We start from the raw sequence: 20284 nt of genomic DNA on the forward strand, positions 1-20284 counted from the left end.
GGATCGTGCATGGTCCTTCACCACCCGAAGCCAACGGGCTAAATTCGCCCACCATTGAAGGGGAAACATGGCATACGACCACAAGGGCATCGAGGAGAAGTGGCGGGAAGAGTGGCGCAAGCGCGGCACTTATCGCGTGGAGAATGACACCACGAAGCCGAAGTACTACGTGCTGGACATGTTCCCCTACCCCAGCGGCGCCGGCCTGCACGTGGGGCATCCGCTCGGCTATATTGCCAGCGACATCGTGGCCCGCTTCAAGCGGCACAGCGGTTTCAACGTGCTCCACCCGATGGGCTACGACAGCTTCGGTCTGCCCGCGGAGCAGTACGCCATCCAGACCGGCCAGCACCCGGCAAAAACCACGGAAGAGAACGCCGCGCGCTACCGCGAACAATTGGACCGCATCGGCTTCAGCTTCGATTGGAACCGCGAGGTGCGCACTAGCAACCCGGACTACTACAAGTGGACGCAGTGGATCTTCCTCCAGCTCTTCGATAGCTGGTACGATCCGAAGGCCGACAAAGCACGGCCCATTTCCGAACTGATCGCCCGTTTCGAAGCTACCGGCTGCCAAGGCCAGGATGCGGAGGTCCTTACCGGCGACATCGAAGAGGCCATCGGACCCTTCACCGCCGCGGAATGGAAGAGCTTCAGCGAGCGCACCCAGCAGATGGTGCTGCAACACTTCCGCTTGGCCTACCTCAGTGATGCATGGGTGAACTGGTGTCCCGCATTAGGCACGGTGCTCGCGAACGACGAGGTGAAGGACGGCGTGAGCGAACGCGGAGGCCATCCCGTGGAACGTAAGCGCATGCCGCAATGGAGCATGCGCATCACCGCCTACGCACAACGACTGCTGGACGGTTTGGACGAACTGGATTGGACAACGTCCATGAAGGAGGCCCAGCGGAATTGGATCGGGAGGAGTGAAGGGGCGAGTGTGAAATTCACCCTCACCCCTAGCCCCTCTCCCAGGGAGAGGGGGACGCGCTCCGAAGGAGCTTCAGCGCGAGCTGGCTACCTCACCGCTGACCCTGCGATCGCTAGCCGATTGATGGAGTTCTCCAAGGAGATGCGGAAGAATCCTACGGAAGCGGAGGACAAACTGTGGCAGGTGATCCGAGGGGCAGGGGTCGGGGCGAAGATCCGCAGGCAGCACATCATCGATCGCTTTATCGTGGATTTCGTCTCCTTGCCCAAGCGCTTAGTGATCGAGGTTGACGGCGATATCCACGATCTCCAAAAAGAAGAGGATGCCGCTCGCACCCAGCGATTGAAAGAACTGGGATTTGAAGTCATCCGCTTCACCAATGATGAGGTCTTACGCGATGCTCACCGAGTGAAGGAGACGATCAAAGAGGTGTTAAATAAGCGCATCAATGTTGCCGAGGAAGAAAAGCTCGCGGAACGCTCGGAGGTCGAGAACGACTCCCCTCTCCCTCGGAGAGGGGCCGGGGGTGAGGGATATTTCTCCCTCGGAGAGGGCCACAATGAGGCCATCGAAGTATTCACAACCCGCCCAGACACTCTATTCGGTGTCTCATTCCTAACCCTAGCACCAGAGCACGAACTCGTGCAATTGGTCACCACCGATGCCCAGCGCGCCGAAGTAGAAGCCTACGTAAAGACCTCCACCAACCGCAGCGAGCGCGAGCGTCAAGCCGAAGTGGACAAGGTCTCCGGCGTTTTCACCGGCTCTTTCGCCAAGCATCCCTTCACGGGCAAGGACATCCCCATCTGGGTGGGTGATTACGTGCTGGCGGGCTATGGAACCGGCGCGGTGATGGCCGTGCCCGGCGGCGACCAGCGCGATTGGCGTTTCGCGAAGCATTTCAACCTGCCCATCATCGCCGTTACCGAAGGAGCTGATATTGAAAAAGGGGCCGACGAGCGCAAGGACGCCGTGATCTGCAACGAGGGCTTTCTGAAAGGCATGCAGGTGCCCGATGCCATCCGCCGCGCCACGGAAGAACTGGAGAAGCTGGGTGCCGGCGAAGGCCGCATCAACTACCGGCTGCGCGATGCCGCCTTCGGCCGCCAGCGCTACTGGGGCGAGCCGATCCCGATCTACTACAAAGACGACATTCCTTATCCGTTGCCGGAAAGCGCATTGCCGTTGGAGCTACCGGTGATCGACAAATTCCAACCCACCGAAACGGGAGAGCCACCTCTGGCCCGGGCATCGAAGTGGAAGTGGGACGAGGCAAATCAGCGAATTAGCGAATCAGGAATTGACTTTCCTCTGGAAACAACGACCATGCCCGGCTGGGCCGGCAGCAGCTGGTACTTCCTGCGCTACATGGACCCGACGAACGAGGACCGCTTCGCCTCGCCGGAGGCCATCAACTACTGGCAGCAGATCGACCTCTACATGGGCGGCAGCGAACACGCCACCGGCCACCTGCTCTACTTCCGCTTCTGGACCAAATTTTTGTTCGATCGCGGCCTGATCCCCTTTGATGAACCGGCGAAGAAGCTGGTGAACCAGGGGATGATACAGGGGGTATCGGCTGTGTTGACCTTTGTTAGTAATGTCAAGGTATCTCAGGATTATGAGGACTTTGAGGGGGGAGTGATTGACCCGGTGACGACCCCATTGGTCTATGTGAGCAATTCTGTTGTTGCAATGGGTGAAGAATATTTGAAGGAGCAACTTTTGCTCAAGTACCAGAACTACTGGCCATCATTGAAAACCGATAGTGCACACACCCAGATTGAATTCCAACTCAGTGGATCAAACATAGATGTGAAGTACATTCTAAGTGACGATACTGTTGTCCTCGATTTATTCAAAGAGGATAAAATGAAGTCGTTCAGCAGTGTGAAAAGAGAGATTGACTTCGTCCTTGATGGGAGCAATCGATTGGTTGCGCGAAGAGAGGTTGAAAAGATGTCCAAGTCCAAGTTGAACGTATTCAATCCCGACGACATCATCGAGAAATACGGCGCCGACACCCTCCGCCTCTATGAAATGTTCCTCGGCCCGCTGGAGCAGAGCAAACCTTGGGATACGCACGGCATCGAAGGCACCAGCCGCTTCCTGAAGAAATTCTGGAACCTCTTCTTCGAGAGCGATGTGCTCAGCGTAAGTGAGGAAGCGCCCACCGATGCAGAGCAGAAAGTGCTACACGCCACCCTGAAGAAGGTGACGGAGGACATCGGGAAAATGAGCTTTAACACCAGCGTGGCGCAGTTCATGATCGCAGCGAACGAGTTGGGCGCGCTGAAATGCCACAAGCGGGACATTCTTGAGCCGCTCACCATCGCGCTTGCACCCTTCGCGCCGCACATCGCCGAGGAATTGTGGAGCCTTTTGGGGCATTCCGACAGCATCACCACGGCCAAATGGCCACAGTGGCATGCCCGCTTCTTGGAGGAAAGCAACTTCAGCTATCCCATCAGCTTCAACGGCAAAACCCGCTTGCAGCTGGAATTCCCCGTTACGCTTTCCAAAGAGGATGTGGAGGCTGCCGTGCTGGCGAACCCTGAAGTGCAGCAGCGACTGGAAGGTAAAGCCCCAAAAAAGGTGATCGTGGTACACAAGCGTATCGTGAACATCGTGGTGTGATGCGCCCGTTCCGTGCAGCCCCCTCTTCGGCTTGGTACGCCAATTGCAGAGGGACCGGTATGGCACAACGATCCCTCTTCGCCACTGCGGCGGCCTGCCTGCTTTCCTTCGGCTTTGCACAAAGCGGAGGCGCACCGGCCCCTACGGATGCGGATGCGGTGTACCCGCTCCGTACGCTCGACCAGCACGTCTTCCGTGCGGGTGAGAAGCTCAGCTATGTGCTGCACTACGGTTGGCTCAACGCAGGAATAGCCACCTTGGAACTGAAGGAGGCCGATCGCAAGATCGACGGCCGCGAGGTGTTGCATGCGGTAGGCGTGGGCCAGAGCACCGGCGCGTTCAAGACCTTCTACAAAGTGGACGATCACTACGAGACCTATTTCGACAAGAAGGGCGTGTTCCCATGGGTCTTCGTCCGCCGTGTGGACGAAGGCGGGTACACCTTCAGCCAGGACTACCTCTTCCTGCAGCACCGCCGCACGGTGACGACGCAGGAGAAGAAGACCTTCGACGTGCCCGCCCATGTGCAGGACATGCTCAGCGCCTTCTACTTCGCCCGGACTTTGGACTATTCCAATGCCAAAAAGGGGCAGGAATTCACCATTCCCTGTTTCATGGACAACGAGGAATGGAACCTGCGCATGCGCTTTGTGGGCAAAGAGACCATCAAGCTCCGCAATGGCAAATACCGCTGTTTGAAGTTCCAGCCCGTAGTGCAGGAAGGGCGGATCTTCAAGACGAACGAGGACCTGAACGTGTGGATCACCGATGACGCGAACCACATTCCCGTGCTGGCGCAGGCCAAGGTGCTGGTAGGCTCCATCAAGATGGAACTCTCCAGCTATGAGGGATTGACCAATCCGATCGCCAAGGAGTAGCGTGCCAGCACTGCGGTTCTCACGTCCGCGTTGTTGAAAATACGCGGCTGGCGGGCAACAATGTCCTGTTGGCCATCGTTTCTTGCGCCGAATGAGCAGGAAAACGGGCATGGCGATCAGTGGGCTGGTGCTCGCGGCGGCGGTGGGGACCTACCTCTTTGTCGGCGTGGACCTCACCCCGCACGAGGAGTATGTGGAGCTGCAAACGGTTGCGGCGGACACACTGCCAGCGCCGCCCAGCGCCTACGGCATCCCCTTGGCCGGCTTCCATGTGGAACGGGACCAAGTGAGGTCCGGATCCAGCTTCAGCCAGCTATTGGCACCGTTGGGGATCAGTGCTGCCACCATTGACAGCTTGGTACAAATGGCTGTGCCGGTGTTCGACGTCACGCGCATCCGCGCCGGGCACCCGGTGGCGTTCATCTTTTCCGATGATGCCACGTGCGGTCCGGCCTACTTCGTCTATGAGTCCGATCCCGTGGACCATGTGGTGTTCGACCTGCGCCGTCCGTATTCGGTACACATGGAGAAACGCCCGGTGCACACCGAGGAAAAAAGCCTGAGCGTGGCGGTGACCGGGGCGCTTTGGAACGACCTTGTGAATGCCGGGGCCTCGCCGGCACTGGCCGCCGAGCTCAGCGAGGTGTTCGCTTGGACCGTGGATTTCTACCGGATCCAGGAAGGTGACCGCTTCACCATGGTCTACCGCCAGAACACCGTGGACGGCAAGCCCTACGGCGGGCCAAAGCTGCTGTGCGTGCGGTACGAAGGCCTCGACACCAAGGAGGCGTTCCTGTTCGATAGTGCCGAGACCAAAGGTGGATATTATGATGCCGAGGGCAAGAGCCTGCGCAAGGCCTTCCTGCAGGCGCCGTTGAAATACAGCCGGATATCCTCGGGCTTCAGCCTGCGGCGCTTCCATCCGGTGCAGAAACGCTTCAAGGCGCATTTGGGCACGGATTACGCAGCACCCTACGGAACGCCCATCCAGGCGGTGGGCGATGGCGTAGTGGAAAGGGCCGGTTACAGCGGCGGCAACGGCAAGTACGTGAAGATCCGCCACAACAGCGTGTATGAGACACAATACCTGCATATGCGCAAGACCTTGGTGAAGACGGGCCAGGTGGTGAAGCAGGGGCAGGTGATCGGAGAGGTGGGCAGCACCGGGCTGGCCACCGGGCCACATGTGTGCTACCGCTTCTGGAAGAACGGCAAACAAGTGGACCCACGGAGGGAGGTGCTGCCCAGCGCGGACCCCTTGGCCGCAGCGGACTTCCCCGCTTTCGACCGCGTACGGGAAGAACTGCTCGCACGCATGGACGAGGCGGAGGACCAGGCCAAGCACCTCAGCGTGGCGACGTTCTAAATACCCGCTTGGCGGAGGATCCCGCTGTACGTATAGCGTTTAGTGCCCGGTGCCGGGGAGAGCGCGGTATTCACCAACGCTTTCGCCAACACATCGTGCGGCATCACACGATAGCTTTTCATCGGTCCGAGGAGTACGGGACCGACCGCCTTCGTCACGGCGATGCCGATGTGTTCGCCAAAGCGCTTCTCCTTGCGGGGTCCCGTCAGGATCGACGGCTGGAACAGCGCCAAACTGCCGAAATGCATCGCCTCCAATTCCTGCTCCACCTCTCCTTTCACGCGGCTGTAGAAGACCCGTGATCCCGGGTCCGCGCCGATGGCGCTGATGATGGCGTAGGTGAGCACACCTTGTGCCTTGGCCCATCTCGCGATCCCCAGCGGCAGGTCCTTGTCCACGGCGATGAAGGCGGCTTGGCTGCCTGCTTTCTTGATGGTGGTGCCGAGGCCGCAGATCACGGCGTCCACCGGTTCAGGCTTCAACCCTTGTAGCAGATCATTACCCGGCGCGATCCATTGCTCGAGCTTGGGGTGCTGGAGGTCCAACGGCCTGCGTACCAGCGCCGCCACCTTTCCCACTCGTTCATCAGCGAGCAGCAAAGGCAGACAAGCGCTGCCGACCAAACCTGTGGCGCCAGCAAGGAGGATGGTCTTGGACATGGCGTGAAGTTCGGTGAAAAAACATGTTCGATCGCCATGTTGTTTATTTCATAAACCTGTTTACATTTGCTCCGTCGGAATAAACCGGCACCCCAAACTGTGATCACCATGGAACAAGAACTCACCCCTTCTGAAAGCCTGAAGCTCATCGAGACGATGATTGGACAAGCCAAAAGCAGTTTCTCCCGAATGAGTTTTTACTTCCTCATGTGGGGCGTGTTGCTTCTAGCCGCCATGGTGACCACTTACATGATGCGGGATGCCGGGGACGCCTGGGCCCACGGAGCAGCTTGGGGTGTGGCAGGGGCCTTGGGCGGCATCATCAGTTCCATATATGGTTTTCGCCAAGGCAAGAAGGAGCAGGTCGCGAACCCGATGGACCGTGTAGTGGGTTGGATCTGGGGCGCTTTCGTGATCACCATGCTCTTGATGATGTTCGCCTTCGCCGGCACCGGCAGAGACCCGGGGGCTGCCATCACACTGCTCACTGCAATGCCCACATTCCTTACGGGTCAGGTCATGCGCTTCAGACCGTTGATCTTCGGTGGCCTGTTGTTCTGGCTGTCCGGTATGGTCATGTTCTACAGCGGGAACGACACCGTGATCGTTTCCGCATATTGCATCGCCATGGTATTCGGCTACATCGTGCCTGGCATTCTGCTCAAGCGTCAAGAGGATGGCCTTCGCACCGCTTGACCCCGTCCTGCACAACCAATTGCGGCTGGCGATCGTGAGCCTGTTGGTGAGCGTGGACAGCGCGGACTTCAACTTCCTGCTGGAGAAGACCGGGGCCACGCGCGGCAACCTCAGTGTGCAGATCACGAAGTTGAAGGACGCTGGCTACCTCACCGTGAAGAAGACCTTCAAGGACAACTATCCAAACACGCGCTGCTCGCTTTCCGCGAAGGGGCTGAAGTCATTCGAAGCGTACGTGCAGGCGATCAAGGAATACCTCGGTAGCGCTGAAAGTTGAGGCGGCCATCCCAACGCAGGTACTGTGTTAACATGCAAGTGTCCTGTCGATTTATTTTCAACTATCTTTAAACCTCCAAAGGAAGTTGCTGCAAAGCACTATCCTGTGTAGCCTGGGCATTGTTCCGGGCTACCTTTTTTTGGTGGTAGTCCTTCTCATAGACCAAGTCGTTTTTCCAGAGGGTGTACATCAGGATCAGTAGTTTACGCTGGACGGCCACCTGCGCCTTCATCGGTATCCCCGTTTTGGCCTTTAATGCGCTCTCTCAACGCTTTGAACTCGGGAATGTGCTTGGATGCGCTCAAGGCGGGCATGTGCATGTGGTGGCGCATGTACCTGTTGCCCTTCTTGGAGATACGCGTCTTGCTTAGCACTGATGTGCCCGATTCATTGTGTACGATGTCGTAGCCAGCATAGCTGGTGAGCTGCTTGGCGCTTTTGAACTCTTTGAACCCGTTGGTCTCCGCCACTATGGCCGCCACTGTGGTGATGCCGCATCCCGGAATGGTGCGAAGTTTGTTCACCTTGGCTTCAATTTCCGGATCGCTCTTCACCACTTTCTCCATTTCCTTACTGAGTATCGCGATTTCCTTTTCCAGCACGGCAATGACCTTCTTGCTGCTCTTCTTGATATCCGCTGGTACACCATGCGCATAATCCTTGCTATGAAGGATGTTGGTGATGGCCGTCTTCTGTTCTTGTAGCTGTACCCGGTAGCGACTGAAATCGCGCATCCGCTTGATGACGAGTTCAGCCGGATTCCATGGCCGATGCTCTCGCTCCACACCGAAGCGGGCCAACAACTTGGCATCGATCGCATCGGTCTTCGACTTCGAATTCAGGCTTGCTGCGAAGTGCTTGAATTTGTTGGGCAGCACTACATGCACCTGCTTCTGCACGATGAAGGTGATGTGCCAGCTTTTCATGATACACTCCTGTGGCCTCCATCAGGAACACCAATGGTGCATTTTTGTCCATCTCACTGGTTGCCCATCTCACCAGTTGGTTGAAGCCTGTCTTCGCATTGTCGAACTTCTTCGCCGTGGTACAGGACAGCTTGTTATCTTCTCCTTTGGTGGCAAAGGCCACTTTGAAGTCATTTTTGGCGATGTCTACTCCTACGCATTGTACTTTCATCGTGTTGGGGGTTTGAACTGTGATCGAACGGATCCACGACATGTCACCCATCTCCCTATCGAAATTCCTTTTACTTTATTCGGGCTCGATCGCTCGGCCTTAAGTACTGTTCCTTCTCTTGAAGATGCCAAGCGTGCAGGCCATTCCTGCGTCACGGTGTAGCGGAGTGCTCACCTAGGGTCCCATGGCCTTACACGCCGAGGCGGCACATCATGTATGAACATCAATGTAACCACCCGGATCGGACTGAACGGAGAACTCCGTCGTCTTCACTTCGGCAAACATAAAAGGGTCCTCTTCGAGTGACCCAACTGGGACTTCGAGCTACTCCGATTCCACCCAATCGCCGCCTTGCTTGATCAATTCGATCAGCTCATCCACCGCGCTAGCGGCGGGCACGTTGCGCTTCACCACTTCCTTCTCCTTGTACAGTGTGATCACGCCTGCGCCTGTGCCCACATAGCCGTAATCCGCATCCGCCATTTCGCCTGGGCCGTTCACAATGCAGCCCATGATACCGATCTTGACGCCTTTCAGGTGGCTCGTCCGTGCGCGGATCTTGGCCGTGGTCTCCTGTAAGTCGAAGAGGGTGCGACCGCAGCTCGGACAGCTGATGTACTCCGTCTTACTGATGCGGGTCCGCGTGGCTTGAAGGATGCCGAAAGCGGTACGGCACACGAGGTCTTCGCGCCCCCCATCTTCGTCGGCTATGAAGATGCCATCGCCCATGCCGTCCAAAAAAAGCGGACCGATGTCTGTGCTACTGTGAAGCACTAACTGCTCGCGGTTGATGTCGCCGTACGCGCGACCGAGGATGACCGGCACCTCGCACTTCGCCTCCATCAGCTCGAACAGTAGGCGGCGTTGCTCGGCCATGCCGTGCGCGTTGTAGGTGTCGATCAGCAACACCGCCGTGGGATCGTCACGGAGCTTTTCGATCAAGGTGGCATCATGGTCCGGCAGCGTGGCGTAGACGAGGTTGAATTCGTCGTGCTGCTCCACCCCTGCGCGGTAATCGTTGGTCGTGATGAACGGGTAATGCCGGGGCTTGGCACGGTCCTTCAGCCATACAGCATGTTCCTGAATGATGCCCAGCGTGCCGGGTATGGCGAAGTTGATGCTGTTCTTCCCGATGAAGGCATAGTCGCAGGCCTGATCGGCGATGTTCCACTTGTCGTTCGGAACACTGTAGCGATAGCCCCAGGCGAAGAAGGACGCCGGCGTGATGGCGGTCTTGGCGCTCATGTCCGCGATCACCACGGGGACATGGCGTGCGCCGATGTTAAGCGTTTCGCGCGTATGCCGCCGGGCGTAGCTGAAGGGGTCAAAGCCCTCACCCCCTGCCCCTCTCCCGGGGAGAGGGGAGCCATGCACCGGAGGGATCGGATCATGCTCCTTCCGCGGGTAGCGGGCCACCAGTTCCTCCGCCACGGGGATCTCCGCCTCCGGATCCTCGGTAAGTGAGACGCGGATGGTATCACCCAGTCCGTCCTCCAGCAGCGCCCCGATGCCCACCGCGCTTTTCACGCGGCCGTCCTCACCATCGCCAGCCTCCGTGACACCCAAGTGCAGCGGATAATTCCAGCCCAGCTCCATCATCTTATGGACGAGCAGCCGGTAGGCCTGCACCATCACGTGGGTGTTGCTGGCCTTCATGCTCAGTACGATCTCGTGGTAGTTCTCGTCGCGGCAGATGCGCAGGAATTCGAAGGCGCTTTCCACCATGCCCAGCGGCGTGTCGCCGTGGCGGTTCAGGATGCGATCGCTCAGCGAGCCGTGGTTGGTGCCGATGCGCATGGCGGTGCTCTCCTCTTTGCAGATCTTCACCAAAGGCAGGAAGCGCTTGCGAATGCGTTCCAGCTCATCGTTGTACTGCGCGTCGGTGTATTCGCGCACATCGAACTTCTTCTTGTCGGCGTAATTGCCGGGGTTCACGCGGACTTTCTCCACGATACGTGCGGCGATCTCGGCGGCATTGGGCGTGAAATGGATGTCGGCCACCAGAGGCGTGCGGTAGCCTTTGGCGCGCAACTGCTTCTTGATCTCAGCGAGGTTCTCCGCCTCTACCTTGCTGGGCGCGGTGATGCGCACGATCTCGCAGCCCGCCTCGATCATGCGGATGCTCTGGGCCACGGTGGCGGCGGTGTCCATGGTGTCCGTGGTGGTCATGCTCTGCACCCGCACGGGGTTGGCACCGCCAATACCCACGTCGCCGACCATGACGCTACGCGTGTGCCAGCGCTCATAGCGGGTGAGCGAGGGGCAGTAGGTGGTGGGCGTGATCAGTAGGTCCTGTGCCATGGGGCTGCGAAGGTAAATGGGGGCGCGGTCTGGCGGAGAGCGGCGTTTCATTATCTGATCATCTGATCTTCTGATCGATCGACACCACACTTCCGGCACGCCTTTCGCGTTCATGTTGAACAGTCACCTGTGGACGATCCCCCGCCTGCTTGCTCCCGCCCATTGCCACCCTCCGGTACTTTTCGACCTTGCCCATGTTACGCCTGATCCGACGCTTCGCCCTGTTCACCATCGCCGCCTTGGCCGTGGTGCTCACGGTATTAGCCGCCGTCGCCTATTTCTTCCAGGATGAAGTGAAGGCCAAGCTGGTGTCCGAGCTGAACACCCACCTCACCGCCCCCCTGCACCAGAACGGCATCGAGCTCACGCTGATCAAGCGGTTCCCGCAGGCCTCCCTGCGCATCCACGATGCCTACATACAGGAGGTGCGCACAGACGGAAAGCAGCCGGACACGCTGCTCTATGCCAAGGACCTCTACCTCGAATTCAGTGTGTTCGCCCTGCTGACCGGCAACTACACCGTCCGTGAACTGCACGGCTCGGAGGTGAAGCTCTATCCGGGGCTGGACGCCAACGGCAACGGCACCTGGGAAGTGTGGGAAACCGATACCAGCGCCACAACGAACGGCAGCAGCGCGGACATCGACCTGCGGCGGGTAACCTTCGACGGGTTGGCAGGCCGCTTCCGCGATGACCGTTCCGCATTGGAGGTGGCCATCCGCAGCACTAAGCTCGCGCTCGGTGCGCGTTTCCGCAATCCCGGATCCACCTTGACCACACGTGGGGATATCTGGTTGCGACACTGGGACAACACGGACGGCACCGTGCTCGCCGACCGCAAAGCCACGGTGGACCTGAAGATGGCCTTCGGGGGTCCGGAAGGCGGGTTCCGCATCGAGAAAGGGGAACTGCTCTTCGGTAAAACGCCGCTGAACGTGACCTTGGCCGTAACCCCGGAAAAGACCGGACATGCGCTCGATCTGCGCGCCAATGGCTTCGGGCTGGACCTCGGCAGCGTGGTCCAACTCCTTCCGGAGAATCTTCGCAAAACCATGGGCCGCTACGGCATGGACGGCAGTGCGGACATCGCCATCCACTACGCCGGCCCACTGGATGCGCCGGGCCCGTCGCTCTCCATTGGCATGAAACTGCGCGATGGCCGATTCACCGAACTGGCGTCCAAGACCGTTTTTCGCAAAGTGCAAGGTGAATTCTCAGCGGAGCTCACACCGATATGGTCACCCAGCAAACTCGTGGTGAAGAACTTTTCCGCAGCCTCCCCTTCCGGCTCCGTGGGAGGAAGCATGGACCTGGCGGGGCTGAAGAACGCCAAGCTGATCGCTGACCTGCACGGCAACCTCGGCCTCGCGGATCTGCTGCGCTTCATAGGGCTGGACACGTTGGAACAAGTGACCGGAAACATGAAGGCCACGGCCCATATCCAAGGTCGGCTGCGCGACGTGGAGGACTTCAAGGCGGCAGATCTGCACGGACTCGCCATCACCGGCAGCGTGAAACTGACCGATGCCAGTCTAAAGATGAAAGGTCTGCGGCACCGTGTCTCCGAGCTCAACGCCGAACTCGCGTTGGCCGGCAACGATGCCTTGGTGCACGGCCTCCGCTTCAATCTGCAAGGCAATGCGATGGAGCTTACCGGCACCTTGCACAACCTGATGCCATATGCGCTCTTCAACAACCAACGGCTCACCATCGAAGCCAAAGGAAGCTCGCCTTCACTGGACCTCGCATCCCTGCTCGCCGCGAGGACCAAGGCCACGCCTGCGCCGGCTTCCACCTATGCCTTCACGCTTCCCGCGTTGATCGACCTCGACCTTAAAGCCGACATCGGGGAGCTGAAAATGGAACAGTTCCTAGCCACTGAGATCGCCTGCAACGTGCGGATGACGGGCCAAAGACTTGCACTGGAACCGCTGACATTCAAAACTGCGGAAGGCAGCGTGAGCGGTAGCCTGAAGCTCGACGCCCGGCCAGCCCCCGCGTATCCGCTGACCATCAACGCGGACCTCAAAGGCATCAATGTCACCACGCTGTTCACGGAATTCCAGAATTTCGGCCAGACCTTCATCACCTCGGCCAACGTGAAGGGGCACGGCGATGCGCAGCTCACCTTCACCGCACCCTTGCGACCTGACTTCAGCCTGGACCAACAACAGCTTCACTGTGTGGCGGACGTCACCCTGCTGAACGGCGAACTGAACGACCACGCCTCGCTGATCGCAGTGGCGGATTACTTGAAAAAGAACACGCTCACCGCGCCGTTCGTGGACACCGATGCACTCCGTAAGCAGCTCGCGCACGTCACCTTCGCGAAGCTGGAGAACCGCATCGAGATCAAGGACCGCGCCGTTCATCTTCCTTTGATGACGGTGAGCAGCTCGGTGATGGACTTGGAAGTGAGCGGCATCCACGGCTTTGATGGCGAGGTGGACGACCACCTGAATTTCCGTCTGGGCGATCTGTTCCGCACGGCTCAAAGTAGCGGCGACGAGTTCGGCCCGATCATCGACGACGGTACCGGCCTGCGGATATTCCTACACATGTACGGTACCACGGACAACCTCCAGTTCGGCAACGACGGTGCCGTGGCCGCGGCCCGCCGGAAGGAACGCATGAAGGAGGAGACCGCGCAGCTCAAGGGGATCCTGAAGGGTATCGTCACCGGCGACAAGACCGCTTCCGCCGTACCGCCTCCACAGCAAGGAAAGGTGACCGTGGAGTTCGGCGACGAGAAGAAAACGCCACCACCGCCCGTGGAAAAGCCGAAGAAAGGGCTGGGGCGCTTGCTGCAGAAGAGCGACAAAGAGGAACCTCAAGTGATCATCGGCGTGGAGTGAGGCAGTTCGTTGGATGAAACGCTGATGACGCTGAAAGAGCTGATGACCGCTGATACATTTCCAAGCAGCGGGCATAAAGGCTACATTTCAGCATCTGCGTCCATCCGCGTTCATCTGCGGTTAACCTTTGGGGCCGCACATCCGCGGTCGGAATGAACCTCTACTCACGGAAACAACGCTGGAAGCTCGTGCTCGCACTGGTGGCCATGACCATCGTGGGGGCATCGCTGTGGTACAGCAGCCGCATCGTGAACAAGGTGCGCTTGGAGGAGCGCCGCAAAGTGGAGCTCTGGGCAGAGGCGGTGCGCAACCGGGCACAGTTGGTGAACTACACCGACTCGCTCTTTCACCGGCTGCGTGAAGAGGAGCGCAAGCGCGTGGAGCTGTGGGCGGACGCGCAGGTTCACCTCGCCAGTGACGACGTGAACGACCTCAGCTTCTACCTCAAGGTGGTGAGCGACAACACCACCATCCCCGTGATCATCACCGATGACAAGGGCAGGCCCACGTCGAGCCACAGGAACCTGGACCCCGGGATCGAGGACGACCCGGACTCCCTGCTCGCAGAGGTGAAGCGGATGGATGCCGTCCATGAGCCCATCCCCATCACCCTCTTCGGCGACCACAAGCAATACCTCCACTACACCGATTCCCGCATCGTCACCGAACTGGAGCAGGTGATGGACAACATCATCCGCAGCTTCATCAGCGAGACCGTGATGAACACTGCCGCCGTGCCGGTGATCTACACCGACAGCACGCGCACCCACGTGATCGAGCACAGCAACATCGAGATGGAGACCATCGGTGACCCTGTCAAGCTCGAAGCCCGCATCGCCGCCATGGCACAAGCCAATCCACCAATCGAGGTATCGCTCGCTGGGCGTGGCCGCAACTACATCTTCTACGAGGAAAGCCGCGTGATCACCCAGCTGCGCTACTTCCCCTATGTGCAGTTGATCATCATCGGATTGTTCCTATTGGTGAGCTACGCGCTCTTCAGCCTCTTCCGCAATGCGGAGCAGAACCAAGTGTGGGTGGGCATGGCGAAGGAGACCGCCCACCAGCTCGGCACACCGTTGAGCTCCCTGATGGCGTGGATGGAATTGATGGACGCGAACGGTACCGACCCTGCGGCCGTTGCCGAAATGCGCAAGGACGTAGGACGCTTGGAGATGATCACCGAGCGCTTCAGCAAGATCGGCTCAACGCCCGACCTCGTGCCGGAGAAGATCGATCTTGTGCTCCGTGATACCGTGCAATACCTGCGTCCGCGCCTGCCGAGCCGCGTAAAGATCGAAGTGCATACCACGGATCCCGAAATCACCGTCCCGTTGAACCGCGCGCTGTTCAGCTGGGTGCTGGAGAACCTGATGCGCAATGCGGTGGACGCCATGGAGGGCGAAGGGAGCATCACCATCACCACGGAAAAGGACGGCAACGAAGTGCATGTGGACGTCACGGATACCGGCAAAGGCATTCCTGCAAGGCAGCTGCGCACCGTGTTCCAGCCCGGCTTCACGACCAAAAAGCGCGGCTGGGGCCTTGGGCTTTCGCTCACCAAGCGCATCATGGAGACCTATCACAAAGGCAAGATCTTCGTGAAGCGCTCCACGGTGGGGAAAGGGACTACGTTCAGGATCTCGTTGCGGGGGTGAGGTGTCAAGCACACGCGACACGCGAGCGTTTGACACCGGTTACTCCCGAGCATTAGGCTCGCTGTATTTCATCCGACCTTTGCGTAGCAGTCGCTCGCGTGTCGCGAGTGCACCTTCAACCCCTTGTCCGGTCTCTACTTCCATATCCCCTTCTGCCGCAAAGCCTGCGTGTACTGCGATTTCCACTTTAGCACGTCCATGGGCACGAAAGAGCGTGTGCTGGCGACGATGCGGGCAGAGCTGCGGTCACGCATCGCTGAACTGAACGGTGCTGCACTAAGATCCATCTACTTCGGTGGCGGCACCCCGAGCTTGCTTTCAGTGCAGGAACTCGGGACATTGTTGAATGATGCAAGATCACTTGCAACGATCGAAGCCGATGCCGAGATCACCATCGAGGCCAATCCCGATGACATCTCGGAAGCGGTGCTGGCGGCGTGGCTCGACATTGGCATCACGCGCGTGAGCCTGGGTGTGCAGAGCTTCCGCGAAGAACGCCTTCAGTGGATGGGACGTGCGCACAATGCGGAACAGTCACTTCGAGCGATCGAACTTGTGGCTAATGCCGGGTTCGCCTCTTGGACCATCGACCTGATCTACGGTCTGCCGGGCATGTCGCTGCCGGAATGGGACGAGCAGCTCACCATCGCGTTGGACCACGGCATGCCGCATTTATCCGCCTATTGCCTCACGGTGGAAACGCGCACCGCCTTGCACAAGCAGGTGCAAACGGGGCGCATCAAACCGGCAAATGATGAAGAGCAAGCGGCACAATTCGAGCACGGCATCGCACGCGTCGCGAAGGCTGGACTGATACAGTACGAGATCAGCAACTTCGGCAAGGAGGGCCATTTCGCAAAGCACAACACAAGCTACTGGCAAGGCGTGCCCTACCTAGGCATCGGACCTTCGGCGCATTCGTTCGATGGCGCGAAACGTCGCTGGAACACAGCGAACAATGTGCGCTATTCCATGGGCGTAGAGAGTGGTGAACGGTTCTGGGAAGAGGAGACGCTCACGCCTGTGCAGCGCATCAACGAACGGCTGCTCACCGGCCTGCGCACGATGTGGGGCGTGGAGCTTTCCGCGCTCGGCGAGGCGTTCCACAAGGCCAATGCGAAGGCCATTGAACGCTATCTTGCGCTGGACGAACTTCTGGAGCGCGATGGACGCTTGATCCTCACCCAAAAAGGCAAAAACTTCGCCGACCGCATTGCGTCGGACCTCTTTCTCCCCGAGCCATGATCGCCGAGATCACCCACCAAGGACGCACTTGGCGCATCGCGCTGAACAAGCCCATCGACCTGTCGCTGCCGTTGGACGCGAATAGTGCGGGGCCGCGTGCGTGGCATGTGGGTCCACCCACCTTCACACCTGTGCAGGATGGTGACAAAACATACGCCGTAGCGGCTGGAGCACCCGTGAATTTCCGCGACGTGGCCTTCAACCCGCACGGCCATGGCACCCACACGGAGAGCGTAGGGCATATCACACCGGAGGTTCAGCCCGTGGGCCCGGTCTTCCCGCGCTACTGGTTCGCGGCTCGGCTTATTAGTGTTTTGCCAGCGGAACGCCGCACGACCGATGGAGTTGACAAAGTGATCACGCTGGGATTGATCCGTGGCGCGATCGGTGATCGCATTCCCGAAGCGTTGGTGATCCGGACTTGGCCGAACGACGGTGACAAACGCATCCGCCAATGGACCGGCACGAACCCGCCGTACATCGAGAAGGAGGCCTGTGCTTGGCTGCGCAGCATCGGCGTGCTGCACCTGCTGTTGGACGTTCCCAGCGTGGACCGTGAGGAGGATAAAGGCGAGCTCGCCGCGCACCATGCCTTCTGGGACTATCCGAACACGGTGGACCTGCGCCGCACGATCACAGAGATGATCCATGTACCCGATGAGGTGCGCGACGGCGAATACCTGCTTGAACTGCAGGTGCCCAACTTTATCAACGATGCCGCGCCGAGCCGCCCGGTGCTCTACGCCCCATTGCCATGAACATCGAGTTTTTTCGTGAACTCTGTCTGAAAAAGCCCGGTACAACGGAAGTGACCCCGTTCGGGCCGGACACGCTCGTGTTCAAGGTGGTGGGAAAGATGTTCGCCCTTACCGACCTCAACACTTTTGAAAGCGTGAACCTGAAGTGCGACCCGGAACGCGCGGTGATGCTGCGCGAAGAGTACGAGGGTATCACGCCAGGCTACCACATGAGCAAGGTGCACTGGAACACGGTGACCACCGATGGCAGCGTGAAGGACGCATTGATCCGGGAACTGCTGGACCATAGCTATGCGCTGGTGGTGGCTTCGTTGCCGAAGAAAGTGCAGGCGGAGCTGAAGAAATGAAGTCATGAGCCCCGCGGTCGTGAGTCTTGGGTCCGTTGCATCGAAGCGTCCTTGCGGCGAATAGCACCCGACGGGAATATCTTCGCGGCATGAAAGACCAGCGGAACATAGGCCGCGCCCTATTGGGCTATTTCTTCCGGGGCCTGCTGCTGATCGTGCCCATTGCGGTGATCGGTGCGGTAGCGGTGAAGGCATTGACCTGGCTGGACCAGATCGTCCAGGTGGACATCCCCGGCCTGGGCATCGTGATCGTGCTGACCAGCATTGTCCTGATCGGTTGGCTGGGCTCCACCTTCTTCTACCAGCGCATGGCGGAGATCGGCGATGATATCCTACGGCGTGTCCCCTTTTTGAAAACCGTCTACGATGCGCTGAAAGACTTGATGGAGGGGCTGGTAGGCAGTAAGAAGAAATTCGACAAGCCCGTGCTGATCACGCCATTGGACGGCTCCGGACTGGCGCAATTGGGCTTTCTGACGCAGAAGGACCTGACCCACCTCGGCATCGACAGCACGCATGTGGCGGTTTACGTACCGTACAGTTTTGCATGGAGCGGCCGCCTGTTCATCGTGCCCGCATCCAGCGTAACTCCCATCGATGCCAAGGCCGCCGAAGTGATGAAGTTCATCCTCAGTGGAGGCGTAACGCGCGTGGACGACGAATGAAGAAGGGATCTTTCGCACTGCCCGTACTGATCATCGCACTGCTTGCTTCGGCCACGGTGCATGCCCAATCCGCGCCGGGCTTGAGCGCCTACCAGTTCAGCGACGGTGTGCATCCCACGTTCGACGCGACCTTCGAGGATGCGCGGGAACGGGACGTGGCGTCCTTTTGGCGGAACGAGCTGAAAAGCATCAGCGTGAAGGTGACGAACAAGAAGGAGCTGATCGGAGCCGCGGCCCGCATCCCGGCCGCTTCTCCCGATACCATGCGGATCCTGATCGCGGTGGACCGGCCCAAGGGCGGCTTGTACACCACGGCGCACATCGCGTTTCTTTCCACCGCCGGCTACGTGGGGCCGGACACCCCGGAACGCGAGCTCAATGGCTGCACCCAATGGGTCCAACAGCGTACCCTGACCTTGCTGAAGCAGTTCGCCCAAGCCGCACTGGACCTGGGCCGACGCGATCTCAGTCGGCTTCAACGGGACCTTGACATGTTGAAGCGGGAGAAAGACCGCGCCGAGACCAACGTCCGGAAAGCACAACAGCGGAGCGAGAAGGCCGGTCGGGACAAGGAAAACAGCGAAAGGCAGCTCGGCGAAATGGATGCCTCCATGCCAACCGCCCCAGCGGACAGCACGAGCGACCCCAATGTGGAAAAGAACCGTTTGAAGCAACAAGCAAAGCTGCATGACAAGGCCGCCCGTGCCGCCAAGACCGCTGAGGACATGGAGAAGAAGACCAAGGACCTGGAGTGGGCGATCAAACAGAACGACAAGGACCAAGTGTCGAAGCAGGAAGAGATCGACCGTCAGCAAACGGTGGTGAACGGATTGCAGGAAAAGTTGCAGGCCATCCACTGAATGTGCGCTTCTCGGCTGAGCAACATACTGGAAACCCTGTAGCCATGTCCGGGAAGGTCGACCTTTCATCTTCACCGGCTGCGCTTGGGGAGGATCCACGGCTACGGCGCAATGCACTGCTGCTGCTGCACCTCACCGTGTTCATCTGGGGCTGGACAGGTATTCTGGGCAAGTGGATCGACCAAGGCGCGTTGCAGATCGTCTACATCCGCTGCGCGATCGCCTGCATCGGGCTTTTTGTGGTGGCTCTTTGGATGCGTCGCCCGCTCTCGCCGCGCACGCCTGACCTGGGCCGGTACCTCTTGACCGGTCTGATCATTCTGGCGCACTGGGTCACCTTCTACCTGGCGATCAAGCGGGGCAGCGCCTCTGTGGCAGTGGCCTGCCTCAGCACCAGCACGTTCTTCACCGCGTTGATCACACCCTATTGGACGAAGCGGCGCATCAGCGGCTTCGAGCTGGCTTTGGGCGTGGTGATCGTGGCGGCGCTGCTGCTGATCTTCGGCTTGGAGACCGAATACCGCGAGGGCATCATCCTAGGCACCATCAGTGCCCTGCTGTCCGCGTGGTTCAATGTGGTGAACGGCAGACTTGTGCAGCGCGGCGACGCGATGTCCATCGGATTCTATGAAATGTTCGCAGCCATGGTGGTGCTGGGCCTGTGGCTGGCCTGGAGGGGCGAGCTCCCCGAGCCGATCTGGCGCATGCCGGCGCACGACCTCATCGGCCATTTGATCCTCGGCATCGTCTGTACCACCTTCGCTTTCACCGCCGGCATCCACGTATTGAAGCAGCTCTCCCCGTTCACCGTGATCCTCACCGTGAACCTGGAGCCGGTCTATACCATCCTTATCGCATTGATGATCTGGCCGGAAAGCGAGCGTATGCACCCGGGCTCCTACATCGGCATCGCCTTGATCCTCGCATGCATCTCCCTCAATGGCTGGCGGCAACGGCGCATGAACGTGAAAATGGTGAAGCCGCGACCTTTGGCACAAGGGTGATCTTTTG

The 20284-nt window shown here is 59.2% G+C and carries 16 protein-coding genes; 13 read left to right on the forward strand and 3 right to left on the reverse strand.

Features of this window, described 5'->3' with window-relative positions:
- The first annotated feature begins 67 nt into the window (after positions 1-67).
- The 3 genes from IPP95_09280 to IPP95_09290 all read left to right on the forward strand — a co-directional run bounded on the left by IPP95_09280 (position 68) and on the right by IPP95_09290 (position 5815).
- Entirely contained in the window at positions 68-3571 is a 3504-nt protein-coding gene (locus tag IPP95_09280) for a leucine--tRNA ligase (protein ID QQS71384.1), read from the forward strand.
- A 59-nt stretch (positions 3572-3630) separates the two neighbouring features.
- The gene (locus tag IPP95_09285) at positions 3631-4449 is read left to right on the forward strand and encodes a DUF3108 domain-containing protein (protein ID QQS71385.1); all 819 of its coding nucleotides are present in this window, start codon (positions 3631-3633) and stop codon (positions 4447-4449) included.
- A 91-nt stretch (positions 4450-4540) separates the two neighbouring features.
- The gene (locus IPP95_09290; GenBank protein QQS71386.1) at positions 4541-5815 is read left to right on the forward strand and encodes a peptidoglycan DD-metalloendopeptidase family protein; all 1275 of its coding nucleotides are present in this window, start codon (positions 4541-4543) and stop codon (positions 5813-5815) included.
- Here IPP95_09290 and IPP95_09295 read toward each other — a convergent pair.
- Complete coding sequence (locus tag IPP95_09295) at positions 5812-6474, reverse strand: NAD-dependent dehydratase (GenBank protein QQS71387.1); 663 nt, start codon at positions 6472-6474, stop codon at positions 5812-5814. The two genes, IPP95_09290 and IPP95_09295, sit on opposite strands and share 4 nt — an antisense overlap.
- 108 nt (positions 6475-6582) lie before the next feature.
- On the opposite strand from IPP95_09295, the gene IPP95_09300 reads away from it, so the two are divergent.
- A complete protein-coding gene (locus IPP95_09300) occupies positions 6583-7170 on the forward strand; it encodes a hypothetical protein (GenBank protein ID QQS71388.1) in 588 nt (195 codons plus the stop codon).
- Positions 7151-7447 carry a transcriptional regulator gene (locus IPP95_09305; GenBank protein ID QQS71389.1) on the forward strand — a complete coding sequence of 99 codons (297 nt, stop codon included), beginning with the start codon at positions 7151-7153 and terminating at the stop codon, positions 7445-7447. The genes IPP95_09300 and IPP95_09305 overlap by 20 nt, the downstream gene beginning before the upstream one ends.
- Positions 7448-7650: 203 nt before the next feature.
- Here IPP95_09305 and IPP95_09310 read toward each other — a convergent pair whose 3' ends face one another.
- Together IPP95_09310 and ispG are read right to left on the reverse strand one after the other, a co-directional pair.
- Positions 7651-8373: a transposase gene (locus IPP95_09310; GenBank protein QQS71390.1), complete on the reverse strand. Its 723-nt coding sequence runs from the start codon at positions 8371-8373 to the stop codon at positions 7651-7653.
- Between the two features lie 535 nt (positions 8374-8908).
- Positions 8909-10885, reverse strand: a complete 1977-nt coding sequence (ispG, locus tag IPP95_09315) for a (E)-4-hydroxy-3-methylbut-2-enyl-diphosphate synthase (protein QQS71391.1) — start codon at positions 10883-10885, stop codon at positions 8909-8911.
- 194 nt (positions 10886-11079) lie between these two features.
- Here ispG and IPP95_09320 point away from each other — a divergent pair, with 194 nt between their 5' ends.
- From IPP95_09320 to IPP95_09355, 8 genes are all read left to right on the forward strand, one after another.
- Positions 11080-13740: a hypothetical protein gene (locus IPP95_09320; GenBank protein ID QQS71392.1), complete on the forward strand. Its 2661-nt coding sequence runs from the start codon at positions 11080-11082 to the stop codon at positions 13738-13740.
- 152 nt (positions 13741-13892) lie between these two features.
- A complete protein-coding gene (locus tag IPP95_09325) occupies positions 13893-15398 on the forward strand; it encodes a HAMP domain-containing histidine kinase (GenBank protein QQS71393.1) in 1506 nt (501 codons plus the stop codon).
- Between the two features lie 123 nt (positions 15399-15521).
- Positions 15522-16643: a radical SAM family heme chaperone HemW gene (hemW, locus tag IPP95_09330; GenBank protein ID QQS71394.1), complete on the forward strand. Its 1122-nt coding sequence runs from the start codon at positions 15522-15524 to the stop codon at positions 16641-16643.
- Positions 16640-17401: a cyclase family protein gene (locus IPP95_09335; GenBank protein QQS71395.1), complete on the forward strand. Its 762-nt coding sequence runs from the start codon at positions 16640-16642 to the stop codon at positions 17399-17401. Before hemW ends, IPP95_09335 begins: the two co-directional genes overlap by 4 nt.
- Complete coding sequence (locus IPP95_09340) at positions 17398-17748, forward strand: MmcQ/YjbR family DNA-binding protein (GenBank protein QQS71396.1); 351 nt, start codon at positions 17398-17400, stop codon at positions 17746-17748. The genes IPP95_09335 and IPP95_09340 overlap by 4 nt, the downstream gene beginning before the upstream one ends.
- A gap of 89 nt (positions 17749-17837) precedes the next feature.
- Positions 17838-18413 carry a DUF502 domain-containing protein gene (locus IPP95_09345; protein QQS71397.1) on the forward strand — a complete coding sequence of 192 codons (576 nt, stop codon included), beginning with the start codon at positions 17838-17840 and terminating at the stop codon, positions 18411-18413.
- Positions 18410-19273 carry a hypothetical protein gene (locus tag IPP95_09350; protein QQS71398.1) on the forward strand — a complete coding sequence of 288 codons (864 nt, stop codon included), beginning with the start codon at positions 18410-18412 and terminating at the stop codon, positions 19271-19273. The genes IPP95_09345 and IPP95_09350 overlap by 4 nt, the downstream gene beginning before the upstream one ends.
- A 44-nt stretch (positions 19274-19317) precedes the next feature.
- The gene (locus tag IPP95_09355; GenBank protein ID QQS71399.1) at positions 19318-20277 is read left to right on the forward strand and encodes a DMT family transporter; all 960 of its coding nucleotides are present in this window, start codon (positions 19318-19320) and stop codon (positions 20275-20277) included.
- Positions 20278-20284: the final 7 nt, after the last annotated feature.

The organism is Flavobacteriales bacterium (genome assembly GCA_016700415.1).
In the GTDB taxonomy this organism is placed as follows: Bacteria; Bacteroidota; Bacteroidia; order Flavobacteriales_F; family PHOS-HE28; genus PHOS-HE28.